This window comes from Pseudomonas sp. TAA207 (genome assembly GCF_001529285.1).
GTDB classification, from domain to species: domain Bacteria; phylum Pseudomonadota; class Gammaproteobacteria; order Pseudomonadales; family Pseudomonadaceae; genus Aquipseudomonas; species Aquipseudomonas weihenstephanensis.
Map to the genome: position 1 here is coordinate 20,865 of NZ_LLWJ01000043.1, position 12,226 is coordinate 33,090.

Here is a 12,226-nt window from a genome sequence, read left to right on the forward strand (position 1 = left end):
AGCCGCGCCAGCAGACTTGCGCACGCGCGTGTTCGTTTTGGCAGGTCTGCTGGCGCGGCCAGGGCGGCAATGCTTACCAGCCCGAACGGGCCAGTAACGGCCCCTCTCAATTCTTCGCCGCTTCTCGTAACAACGAACTCGATGACCAGCAGTTCTACGCCAGTTTGCCGCGCGATGGCCTCGCGAGCACATGTGCGCCGGACAACGACCCACTAATAGCCGGGCACTAAAAAGCCCCGCCTGATTACTCAGGCGGGGCTTTTGCGTAGCGGGGTAAGGCTGGCTTACATCATGCCGCCCATACCACCCATGCCGCCCATGTCTGGCATACCGCCGCCAGCTGCTTTGTCTTCCTGGATCTCAGCGATCATCGCCTCAGTGGTGATCATCAGGCTGGCAATCGAGGAAGCCGCTTGCAGAGCCGAACGCGTCACTTTAGCCGGGTCAAGAATACCCATTTCAATCATGTCGCCGTATTCGCCAGTGGCAGCGTTGTAACCGTAGTTACCCGAACCCTGCTTCACTTTGTCGACGACTACGCTTGGCTCGTCACCGGAGTTGGCAACGATCTGGCGCAGAGGTGCTTCAACAGCACGACGCAGCAGAGCAATACCTACGTTCTGATCAGCGTTGTCGCCTTTCAGTTCGGAGATAGCCTGCAACGCACGCACCAGTGCCACGCCACCGCCAGGTACCACGCCTTCTTCAACGGCTGCACGGGTTGCGTGCAAGGCGTCTTCAACGCGAGCTTTCTTCTCTTTCATTTCTACTTCAGAACCAGCGCCAACCTTGATCACTGCAACGCCGCCCGACAGCTTGGCCAGACGCTCTTGCAGTTTTTCACGGTCGTAGTCAGAAGTGGTATCAGCCACTTGTGCACGGATCTGAGTTACACGGGCCTGGATGTCCGCGTCAACGCCAGCGCCATCAATGATGGTGGTGTTTTCTTTGGACAGGATCACGCGCTTGGCGTTACCCAGGTGCTCCAGGGTGGTGCTTTCCAGGCTCAGGCCGATCTCTTCGGAGATTACGGTACCGCCTGTCAGAACAGCGATGTCCTGCAACATTGCTTTACGACGATCGCCGAAGCCAGGTGCTTTAACAGCAGCGACTTTAACGATACCGCGCATGTTGTTCACAACCAGAGTCGCCAGGGCTTCGCCTTCAACGTCTTCAGCCACGATCAGCAGTGGGCGGCCGGCTTTTGCAACGGCTTCCAGCACTGGCAGCATTTCGCGGATGTTGGAGATTTTTTTATCAACCAACAGGATCAGCGGGCCGTCCAGCTCAGCCACCATGGTGTCTGGCTTGTTTACGAAGTAAGGGGACAGGTAGCCACGGTCGAACTGCATGCCTTCAACCACAGACAGTTCGTTTTCCAGGCCCGAGCCTTCTTCAACGGTGATCACGCCTTCTTTACCGACTTTTTCCATGGCTTCGGCAATGATGTCGCCGATGGAGCTGTCGGAGTTGGCAGAGATAGTACCTACCTGAGCGATAGCCTTGCTGTCAGCGCATGGCTTGGCCAGCTGACGCAGTTCTTTAACAATAGCGATGGTCGCTTTGTCGATACCGCGCTTGAGGTCCATCGGGTTCATGCCGGCAGCGACGGCTTTCAGGCCTTCGTTGACGATCGACTGAGCCAGTACGGTTGCAGTGGTAGTACCGTCACCGGCGTCATCGTTGGCACGGGAGGCAACGTCTTTAACCAGCTGCGCGCCCATGTTTTCGAAGCGATCTTTCAGCTCGATTTCTTTGGCAACGGACACGCCGTCCTTGGTGATGGTCGGAGCGCCGAAGCTCTTCTCGATGATCACGTTGCGGCCTTTAGGGCCCAGGGTCGCTTTTACTGCGTCAGCCAGGACATTTACACCGGCCAACATTTTTTTACGGGCGGAGTCGCCGAATTTAACTTCTTTAGCAGCCATGTTCGTTCTTCCTTAAATACTGTGTAGTAACGGGAAAATGAGCGGGAAATCAGCCTTCGATAACAGCGAGAATCTCGTTCTCAGCCATTACCAACAGGTCTTCGCCGTCTACTTTCACGGTGTTGCTGCCGGAGTACGGGCCAAACACAACCTTGTCACCCACTTTTACGGCCAGCGCGCGCACTTCACCGTTGTCCAGAACGCGACCAGTGCCCACAGCGATGACTTCACCGCTGTTGGCTTTCTCAGCAGCCGAACCCGGCAGAACGATACCGCCAGCGGTTTTCTTTTCTTCTTCGCTGCGACGGATTACGACGCGGTCATGCAGAGGACGAAGCTTCATTGTCGATCTCTCCTAATTGTGGTGTTCATCGGCCGGTTTCATACCGGCTGGGTTTACAAGTCCGGAATTGCCGGGAGTGTTTCGCGAAAGAGTGTTTGCTGTTGCCAGCAAAACCCTGCGGTGTCCGTTACATGAGGGCGCCCTTAGTGATTACAAGGGCCCACGCGTGTTTTTTTTGCGTTTGCACACCGTTAAAAAACAAACACGGCACTCTAGGTGCCGTGTTGAAAACGCTAAGCCGCTTTACTTGTCGCGGTGCTCGAATTCGCCTTCGATCACATTAGGCTCACGGCCTAGAGGCGTGTGCGAACCAGGCCGGGTCGGCACATCAAATTCATCGGCGAAAGCACGCTGACGGATGGCCTGTTCTTGCGCACGTTTACGCAGACGATTCACCAACAGGCTGCGCACGGGCGGCAGCAGCAACAGCAAACCGGCAACATCGCTGATAAAACCTGGAAGCACCAGCAAACCGCCACCCAATGCCATCATCAGACCGTGAAGCATTTGTTCGGCGGGCAACTCACCGCGGTTCAAGCTTTCACGCGCACTGAGCGCAGTCGCCAAACCTGCCACACGCACGACGAGAACGCCCAGCATGGAACCAGCAATGATCAGCAGCAACGCGGGGAAGAACCCGATAGCGGTGCTGACCTTGAAAAAGACGTACAGCTCTAGCACTGGAAACAACAGAAAGAGCAATAGAAAAGCGCGCATCAAATGATTCCTCTCCGGAAGAATATCTTCCAACCCCTCTTAGATGACGGCGCTTGGCGCTGAATTCAAGGTCAGGCTGGCTGTTTTTTCGGCCATTGGCTCGCACGCGCCAGAAAGACCAGAGCCTCGCGGGCTTGTGTAGGGTTGTTACACACCTCTGGAAAGCCTAGCCAATAAAGGCCGTCGCCGATGCGCAAATGCATGCCTTCACTGTCAATACCGACCAGCGTGGCGGGCACGGTTTGCGGTAAGCCGGCCAGTTCAACGTAGTGCTGGATCGCATTGGCGTGGTCATCGTTCATGTGCTCGACCATGCGCACTTCAGCTTGACCGGCGAACGGGTTTGCCAACGTAACCTGATCGAGCCAGTGAATCGCGCCAAAACCGCCGATGTAACGATGACGAACGGGCTTGAGCACCCAAAAGTCAAAATCATGGGCCGTGTGGTAGCTCTGCGACTCAGGGAAATAGCGGTAGTAACGCTCGGCAGCCGCTTCAATCGCCTCAGGGTCAGTCAACTGCTCGGCTTCAGCCAGGCAGGTAAGGCGACCCACCGCCTGCACATCTTCAGCGCCCCGCTCGCCGACCATCAAGGAGCACTTGGGGTCTTTGCGCAGGTTATGGGTGTGCTGGGCAATCCGGCTGATAAGGATCAAGGGCCGCCCTTGCTCGTCCAGGCAATAGGGCACCACCGAGCCAAACGGGAAGCCCGGCATCGCCTTGGACTGGGTGGCCAGCGCTCCACGGTATTCCTTGAGCAGTAATTCTCGGGCATGCTTGACGGCTTCAACGCTCAACTTATGACTCCTTATAAAAACTCCGTCAAAAACGGACGAGTTCAGGGCATGTAGTACACCCGCACTCAGGGCTATGTTTGATAGACGACCGCTCCCAAGGCGTTGATCAACGGCTGCGTAAGGAATCACACCGTTCAACTGCTGCCGAGGGCTGTCATGCAACTAAAAGACAAAGTAATCATTATCACTGGCGGTTGCCAAGGGTTAGGTCGTGCCATGGCAGAGTATCTGGCTGGCAAAGGGACAAAACTGGCGTTGATTGACCTCAACCCCGAGAAGCTCGAATTGGCTGTGGCGGCCTGTCAGGCCCACGGCGTCGAGGCCCGTGCATACCTGTGCAACGTGGCGGATGAAGAACAAGTCATACAAACCGTGTCACAAATTGCTGAGGACTTTGGTGCGATCAACGGCCTCATCAACAATGCCGGTATCCTGCGTGACGGCCTGTTGCTCAAGGTCAAAGATGGCGTCATGAGCAAAATGAGCCTGGCGCAATGGCAAGCGGTGATCGACGTAAACCTGACCGGTGTTTTTCTGTGCACCCGTGAAGTGGCGGCCAAGATGGTCGAGCTGAGCAATCAGGGCGCGATCATCAACATCTCATCCATTTCGCGGGCCGGTAATGTGGGTCAAACCAACTACTCTGCCGCCAAAGCAGGGGTTGCTGCCGCCACCGTGACCTGGGCCAAAGAACTGGCGCGCTATGGCATCCGCGTGGCGGGTATTGCTCCGGGGTTTATTGAGACAGAAATGACCTTGGGCATGAAGCCCGAAGCGCTGGAAAAAATGACGGCATTTATTCCGCTTAAGCGCATGGGCAACGTTGAAGAAATTGCCCATTCGGCGGCCTACATCTTTGAAAACGACTACTACACCGGCCGGATTCTTGAGCTGGATGGCGGGTTACGGATTTAACCCGCAGGGGACACCGCACCTGTAAGTGAGGCGCGTGCTGCGGTAGGGCTGACGTTCAAGGTTGGAGGGGTTTTTGCGACGGCTTCGCCGCCGGACGCAGCCTCGCGCTGCTCGTCAGCGGCTACAGGGTGATCAGTGCTCTGTAGCTCTTTAGCTCTTTAGCTGTCGAGGCCCTTACCAGGTCACACCAAAGCCTGCGGTGTAGCGGGTTTTGTTGAGGGTGTTGTCACTGCCGCTGCCGCCACCAATCAGGTCTTTCTCTGCCTTGAGGTTGAGCGATGCCCATTCGGTGACTTTGTAGCGCAGGCCGATCTCGGCATCCAGGCTGTAATCCGCAGCACTGCCCAGCGGTTTACCCAACTCGCCATTGGTGAAGAGCGAAACCGTTTTACCCAACAAGTAACGGTTGTAATCCCACTTCATGGCCAAAGAGTAGAAATTGTCTTTTTTACCATCCGAGTATTCGTAATCGGTACGGTTGAGCAAAGAACCCAAGGAAAACGAACCCAACTCATCATCCCAAAACTGGTAACCGGGACCGGTACCCACAGTGCGCTGGCGGGAGACGTCTTCTACTTTGTCGCGCTTGTAGGTCAAACGGCCCTGCCAATACCACTTTTCATCAATAAAGTGGTCGAGCGCGTATTCGGCGCTCCAGTTGTCTGTGGTCACAACGTCGTTCTGGAACTCGCGGTTGTATTCGCCTTCAGCGTGGTGACGCCAAGACCCGTGACGCGCCGTGGTTTTGAAATCGATGTCGTAATCGTCGGTGTCTTTGTCTGCACGCTTGTAGTCCAGCGCCACATCTACATTGCCCTTCCAGACCAGGTCTTCAATCACCGGCTTGGGCTTGAGTATTTGCTGAATGCTCGCCAGCTCTACCGTTTTAGGCGCTTCGCCGTTGGCCAGAATAACCTTGCCGTCTTCAGCGGCTTTGAGTGACTTGGCCTTTTCGCCTGCGTAAGCATCTTGCTTGACCAGAAGCTCCTGATCGCTCTCCAGGGTTTTGACTTGCTTCCAGTCAATCGGAATGGCACCCGCATATTCCGTTTGAATGAGCAATTTGCCACCATCAAACACTTTGATTTTGCCGCTCAGGCGGTCACCGTTTTTCAACCAGACCGTATCTGCGAGCAAAGGCGTGGACACATTCAGGACAGCGAGGCATAACAAGGTTCTGGACAACATAAGCAGATGCGAAACTCAGATTTGCGAAAGAATGCCGGCATTATCCCGATGGATACGCCCCAGGCATAGAAAGACCGACTGAAAAGGTTGTAGTTCCTTCATTAGTCCAATTGACAGAAATGTCTTCATTTACATTTATAGGCAAAAAACATTAAGGCACTGGCGATGAACTCAGACTCTTGCGCCACTCAAACAGCCGCCGAGATTCGTCGTGAGGCGCTGTACTCCACATTGATGCAGGTGCCTGCCGGTTACGTTGTGACTTACGGCCAACTCGCCGAGCTGGCAGGCCTGGGCCGGGCCGCTCGCTGGGTGGGACGCACTCTCAGCCAACTGCCCGAAGGCTCGCGACTGCCTTGGCACCGCGTGCTGGCCGCTGGAGGACGTATCAGTTTGCCAGCAGGCAGCCCGTCGGGGGACGAGCAACGTGCGCGCCTGCGCACTGAGGGCTTGAGCATTATGAATAATCGTGTGGATATCCAGCGTCATGGCTGGCGCCCGATAGAGCACTGCGGTTAGAGTGCGCCCTTTGTTTCCGTAACCTGAGGCAGACTCCAGCCCATGCCCCGTAAAACCTGGCGCGCCGCGCTCGCTGCCTATGCCAGCCCCTCGACTCTTGTGCTGTTGTTGCTCGGTTTTGCCGCCGGCTTGCCGTACATGCTGGTGTTCTCAACCCTTTCCGTATGGTTGCGCGAAGCCGGTGTGGCCCGCGAAACCATCGGCTATGCCAGCCTGATTGGTTTGGCTTACGCCTTTAAATGGGTGTGGTCACCGCTGCTCGACCAGTGGCGCCTGCCTTTGCTCGGCAAACTGGGACGGCGGCGTTCATGGCTTGTGCTGTCGCAATCGCTGGTGATCCTGGGCCTGATCGGCATGGGCTTCTGTGATCCGCAAAAACACCTTTCGTGGCTGATTGCCATCGCGGTGATTGTGTCATTTGCCTCGGCAACCCAAGACATCGCCGTGGACGCCTATCGCCTGGAGATTGCAGAAGACAGCCGCCAGGCCGCTCTCGCCGCCAGTTACATGTCCGGCTATCGCGTGGCCGCGTTACTGGCCACCGCGGGCGCACTGTTTTTTGCCGAAGGCTTCGGCTCAACCGGCTTTAACTACAAACACTCGGCCTGGACAGGCACCTACGTGCTGTTTGGGTTGCTGATGGTCCCAGCCCTGCTGACCACTTTCTTTATGCGCGAACCCCCGGTGCCTTTGCGCACCCAATTGTCCGCCGGGCGTTACAGTTTCGGCCATCAGTTGGCGTCGGTTTTTGTGCTGATTGTGCTGCTGGTGTCGGTGCCCGCGATGTTTACGCAGCTTTACAACACCGACTTTGCGGGCGTCATGTTTGGGGACCTGAGCCCCACAGACCTGCTGCTCGAAGACCGCGCATTCTTGCGAGCAATTCTGTACACCCTGCTGACGGTGCTGTGTTTGTCGTCAATTGGACGACGCGGGCTGGCGCCTGTACTGACGCCAGTCAACGATTTTATCGTGCGCTATCGCTGGCAAGCCCTGCTGCTGCTCGGGCTGATTGCCACCTACCGCATGTCGGACACGGTAATGGGCGTGATGGCCAACGTGTTCTATATCGACCAAGGTTTCACCAAAGATCAAATCGCCGGCGTCAGCAAGATTTTTGGCCTGATCATGACCCTGGTCGGTGCCGGCATGGGCGGCTTGCTGATTGTGCGCTTTGGCATTTTGCCGATTCTGCTGATTGGCGGCGCGGCGTCGGCAGGGACGAACCTGCTGTTTATGCTGCTGGCGGATATGGGGCCGAATCTGCAGATGCTGATTGTCACGATTTCACTCGACAATTTCAGCTCGGGCCTCGCCACTTCAGCGTTCGTGGCCTACCTGTCGAGCCTGACCAACCTGAAGTTCTCGGCCACGCAATACGCCCTGCTCAGCTCGATCATGTTATTGCTCCCGCGCTTGATGGGCGGCTATTCGGGTGTGATGGTCGAAAAGTTTGGCTACCACACCTTCTTCATCATTACGGCCGTCATGGGCATACCAACGCTGCTGCTGATTAGCCTGCACTGGTATCAAGAGAGCCGTCGCGCTCGCTTGAATCCCCCCGTCGACCTCGAAAAAACCCCGTAAACACGAGGGGGAGCCTAGCTCCCCCGCCTGGCCTGTACGCAAGCACCTCTCGCCCGTACAATGCCCAGTCATTTCTAGTCATCAGCAACGGCACCGGCTAACCATGCGCACCAGTCAATATTTGCTCGCCACACAAAAAGAAACGCCATCGGACGCGGTCGTTATCAGCCATCAGCTGATGCTGCGCGCCGGCATGATTCGCAAACTGGCTTCGGGGCTGTACACCTGGCTGCCGATGGGCCTGCGCATCATGCGCAAGGCCGAAGCCATTGTTCGCGAAGAAATGAACGCTGCCGGTGCTCTGGAAGTGCTGATGCCGAGCATTCAACCGGCTGAGCTGTGGCAGGAGTCCGGTCGCTGGGAAGAGTACGGCCCTGAGCTGTTGCGCCTTAAAGATCGCCACGGTCGCGAATTCTGCGTGGGGCCGACCCACGAAGAAGTCATTACTGACCTGTGCCGCAACGAGTTGAACAGCTACAAACAGCTGCCTATCAACCTGTATCAGATCCAGACCAAATTCCGTGATGAGATCCGCCCACGCTTCGGCTTGATGCGCGGCCGCGAATTCATCATGAAGGACGCTTACTCCTTCCACGCTGACGAAGCGTCGTTGCAAGTCACTTATGACCGCATGCATCAGGCGTACTGCAACGTGTTTACACGCCTGGGCCTCAATTTCCGCCCGGTTGAAGCCGACAACGGCTCTATCGGTGGTGCCGGTTCCCACGAGTTCCACGTCCTGGCCGAGTCAGGCGAAGACGACATTGTTTTCAGCAACGGTTCGAGCTACGCGGCCAACATTGAAAAAGCCGAAGCCGTACCCACCGAGACTTCGCGCCCTGCTCCTGCACTGGAGCTGCGCCTGGTGGACACTCCAGACGCCAAAACCATCGTGCAATTGGTCGAAGGCTACGACCTGCCGATCGAGAAAACCGTCAAGACCCTGATCGTTCACGCTGCCGAAGAAGGCAAGCTGATCGCCCTGGTCATCCGTGGCGACCACGAGCTGAACGAAATCAAAGCCTCCAACCACCCGCTCGTGGCCAGCCCGCTGGTCATGGCCGGTGACGCTGAACTGCGCGAGGCCATTGGTGCCGGTGCAGGTTCTTTGGGCCCGCTGAACTTGCCATTGCCGTGCATCATTGACCGCTCGGTCGAGCTGATGAGCGACTTTGCCGTTGGCGCCAACATCGACGACAAGCATTATTTCGGCGTGAACTGGGAACGTGACCTGCCCGTCCCTACCGTTGCCGACCTGCGCAACGTGGTGGCTGGCGACCCTAGCCCGGACGGCAAAGGCACGCTGGAAATCAAGCGCGGCATCGAAGTCGGTCACATCTTCCAGCTGGGTACCAAGTACAGCGAAGCCATGAAGTGCCAGGTGCTGGGTGAGAACGGCAAGCCGGTCACGCTGAGCATGGGCTGCTACGGCATCGGTGTTTCGCGCGTGGTGGCAGCCGCCATCGAGCAGAACAACGACGAGCGCGGCATTATCTGGAGCGATGCTCTGGCACCTTTCCAGGTTGCCTTGGTACCCCTGCGCTACGAAACCGAAGCGGTACGTGAAGCCACAGATGCCCTGTATGCCCAACTGACCGCCGCAGGCTTTGAAGTGCTGCTGGATGATCGCGACAAGAAAACCAGCCCGGGCATCAAGTTCGCGGACATGGAACTGATCGGCATCCCGCACCGCATCGTGGTCAGCGACCGTAGCCTGGCCGAAGGCAACCTTGAGTACAAGAGCCGCACCGAAGCAGAGCCGCAAGCCCTGCCTGTCGCTGACGTCCTCGCATTCCTTCAGGCGCGTATCCGTCGCTGAACCCAGATAGAGACGCCATGTTCAATCGAAGTACCTTAACCCTCGGGGGCGCCGCCATGTGCGGCGCCCTGCTGTTGAGCGGCTGTGCCAATCACATGTCGCAACGCAGCGAGCACGAGGAGCGCATTGAGCGCAAATTGCTCTCCCACAGCTTACAAATCGATGTGGGCTCACCGTCTGTGCTTGAGCTGCCGCAACGCCGTGTGCGCATCAATGAACAAAAGACCTTTGAGGTCACTGAGTTCGATGTTACCCGGCGCTATGACCGCTACACCCCCTACCAACCCTGGCGAGAAATCTACGAGGTACCACTGGGGGCTGTAGCGGTTGTGGCAGGTGTGGGCGCCAATGTGCTGAACATCTTCATGTTTGGGCAACTGCCAGACAGTGTCACCAGAGACTGGCTCAGCTATGGCGTCGACGGCCTGAACCCGGCCATGAACGTGCAATCCAACGGCCGTGCGCAGCAGAACCTGGCAGGCATTGAAGACGTTCAGCGCGAATCGCGTCTGGAATATTCCAGCCTGCCGTGGGCCGAACGTCCCGTGGTGGTGACCGCAGGCACCCAACACCATGAGCTGACCACTGACCGTAATGGCGTGCTGCGCCTCAATTTGCTGGACAGCCCGTTTGCCGAACAAGACCTCAATCACGTCGGCAAGCTGACAATCACCGTAGAAGACGCGCAGGACGAAACCCATTCGGATTCAACCCTGTCGGTAAGCAGCAACCTGCGAGGCAAACTGCTGGAAGCGCACAACCTGATTTACGACGACCTGGAGGGTGATGACGTCAGCCAATGGGTGCATCGGGTTAAACGCTTGTCTGAACTGGGGCTGGAAGAAGAAGCCAGCGAGCTGGAGCAGAGCCTGATCGAACTCACGCGTAATGATCCTGAATTACAGCGCGAATTCCTTCAGTCCTTGACCAAAAACGCCGGGCGCCTGGTGGCAGATCCGGGGGTTAGCTGACATAAAAGCCATCCGTAGCGGCCGCCCAAGGCTGCGGCTACGGGCGTGCGCTGAACAGCTCCAATTGCTCAAATCCGGTGCTCAAATCCTGTAAACGCACCCCCAGCCCGAGCAATCGAACGGGCTTGGCGCCTCGTGCGAACGCCTGACTCATCAGGCTTTGATAGCTTTCCACGTCCCGCCCTGCACCCGACTGCTCAAGAGTGGTTTGGGTGAAGTCATGAAACTTCACTTTGACGAACGGTTTGCCCGGGCGATAACTGGCATCGAGCCGACTGATGCGCCCATTGAGGGTATCGAGCAGTTCAGGGATTTTTTCCAGGCATGCGGCAAGGTCCGGCAAGTCCACATCGTAGGTATTTTCGACACTGACCGACTGACGACGACTGTCGCTGTGCACCAAGCGCTCATCAATCCCCCGCGCCAATCCCCAAAGTCGCTCACCGAAACTGCCGAATTCACGCACCAACGCCAATTTTTTCCAGTCGCGCAAATCAAGGCAGGTTTCAATCCCCAGTCGCGCCAGTTTGTCAGCCGTGACTTTGCCCACCCCATGCAACTTGTTTACCGGCAGTGCCGATACAAAATCGTCCACTTGGTCAGGGGTGATGACGAACAAACCATTGGGCTTGCGCCAGTCACTGGCAATTTTGGCCAGGAATTTGTTTGGCGCCACGCCCGCAGAGACGGTGATATGCAACTGATTAGAGACCCGGCGCCGAATATCTTGCGCGATACGCGTTGCACTGCCTGCAAAATGCGGGCTATCGGAGACATCCAGATAAGCTTCGTCCAGCGACAGCGGCTCAATCAGCTCGGTGTAATCACGCAAGATGCCGTGTATTTCCCTGGACGCCTCTTTATAAGCCTCCATGCGACCGTGGACAATCACCAGGTCCGGGCACAGCTTAAGGGCATGCCGGGATGACATCGCCGAGCGCACGCCGTAAGCCCGCGCTTCATAGTTACAGGTAGAGATCACGCCGCGTCGATCGGCCGAGCCGCCGACCGCCATAGGCTTGTTGGCCAGGCTCGGATCATCACGCATCTCGATGGCGGCATAGAAACAGTCACAGTCGACGTGGATGATTTTTCGCTGCGTCATGTAGGCCGGCGTTCTTTCCGAGGTGAAGTAAAGCGGATCGCCAGTATGTCACCCTGAACTGTATATAGCACCAGTAGTCTTAATACTCCCCGACCAGCGTGGGAATTTTCACGCTTAATTTATTTTTCTAATCGAAATCACACCCCTAATAGAACCTAAGCCCTTGCGCTGCGGGCTCTGTGACGCTTTTTATAGCTGCATTTATCAGCTAACCGATTGAACCAAAAGGTTTTTCCGTAAATTAACGTTTGACAGCAAAGCCTATCGCTGTAGAATCCACCCCACAGACGCGGGATGGAGCAGTCTGGTAGCTCGTCGGGCTCATAACCCGAAGGTC

11 protein-coding genes are annotated in these 12,226 nt (G+C 56.7%); 5 read left to right on the plus strand and 6 right to left on the minus strand.

The genetic code is table 11. The features are described 5' to 3' along the window. Positions 1-284: 284 nt before the first annotated feature. The 4 genes from groL to AP059_RS01480 form a co-directional block, all read right to left on the minus strand. Positions 285-1,928: a chaperonin GroEL gene (gene groL / locus AP059_RS01465; protein WP_048362806.1), complete on the minus strand. Its 1,644-nt coding sequence runs from the start codon at positions 1,926-1,928 to the stop codon at positions 285-287. 49 nt (positions 1,929-1,977) lie between these two features. Then, positions 1,978-2,271, minus strand: a complete 294-nt coding sequence (locus AP059_RS01470; protein ID WP_016779794.1) for a co-chaperone GroES — start codon at positions 2,269-2,271, stop codon at positions 1,978-1,980. A gap of 243 nt (positions 2,272-2,514) precedes the next feature. Next, a complete protein-coding gene (locus AP059_RS01475) occupies positions 2,515-2,988 on the minus strand; it encodes an FxsA family protein (RefSeq protein ID WP_059761561.1) in 474 nt (157 codons plus the stop codon). 71 nt (positions 2,989-3,059) lie between these two features. Further along, entirely contained in the window at positions 3,060-3,785 is a 726-nt protein-coding gene (locus tag AP059_RS01480; protein WP_059761562.1) for a HugZ family pyridoxamine 5'-phosphate oxidase, read from the minus strand. A gap of 156 nt (positions 3,786-3,941) precedes the next feature. Here AP059_RS01480 and AP059_RS01485 point away from each other — a divergent pair, with 156 nt between their 5' ends. After that, complete coding sequence (locus AP059_RS01485; RefSeq protein ID WP_059761563.1) at positions 3,942-4,700, plus strand: SDR family oxidoreductase; 759 nt, start codon at positions 3,942-3,944, stop codon at positions 4,698-4,700. A gap of 174 nt (positions 4,701-4,874) precedes the next feature. Here the strand turns inward: AP059_RS01485 and AP059_RS01490 are convergent, their stop codons facing one another. Continuing rightward, positions 4,875-5,888: a DUF481 domain-containing protein gene (locus AP059_RS01490; RefSeq protein ID WP_059761564.1), complete on the minus strand. Its 1,014-nt coding sequence runs from the start codon at positions 5,886-5,888 to the stop codon at positions 4,875-4,877. A gap of 165 nt (positions 5,889-6,053) precedes the next feature. Between AP059_RS01490 and AP059_RS01495 the strand changes: the two genes are divergently transcribed. The 4 genes from AP059_RS01495 to AP059_RS01510 all read left to right on the plus strand — a co-directional run bounded on the left by AP059_RS01495 (position 6,054) and on the right by AP059_RS01510 (position 10,784). Beyond that, positions 6,054-6,407, plus strand: a complete 354-nt coding sequence (locus tag AP059_RS01495) for an MGMT family protein (RefSeq protein WP_059761565.1) — start codon at positions 6,054-6,056, stop codon at positions 6,405-6,407. A gap of 42 nt (positions 6,408-6,449) precedes the next feature. Then, positions 6,450-7,994: an AmpG family muropeptide MFS transporter gene (locus AP059_RS01500; RefSeq protein ID WP_059761566.1), complete on the plus strand. Its 1,545-nt coding sequence runs from the start codon at positions 6,450-6,452 to the stop codon at positions 7,992-7,994. A gap of 103 nt (positions 7,995-8,097) precedes the next feature. Further along, positions 8,098-9,813: a proline--tRNA ligase gene (locus AP059_RS01505; protein WP_059761567.1), complete on the plus strand. Its 1,716-nt coding sequence runs from the start codon at positions 8,098-8,100 to the stop codon at positions 9,811-9,813. A gap of 17 nt (positions 9,814-9,830) precedes the next feature. Beyond that, on the plus strand, positions 9,831-10,784 hold the full coding sequence (locus AP059_RS01510; RefSeq protein ID WP_048362798.1) for a hypothetical protein: 954 nt from the start codon (positions 9,831-9,833) through the stop codon (positions 10,782-10,784). Positions 10,785-10,821: 37 nt separating this feature from the next. Here AP059_RS01510 and dinB read toward each other — a convergent pair whose 3' ends face one another. Further along, entirely contained in the window at positions 10,822-11,889 is a 1,068-nt protein-coding gene (gene dinB, locus AP059_RS01515) for a DNA polymerase IV (protein ID WP_059761568.1), read from the minus strand. Between the last annotated feature and the right edge of the window lie 337 nt (positions 11,890-12,226).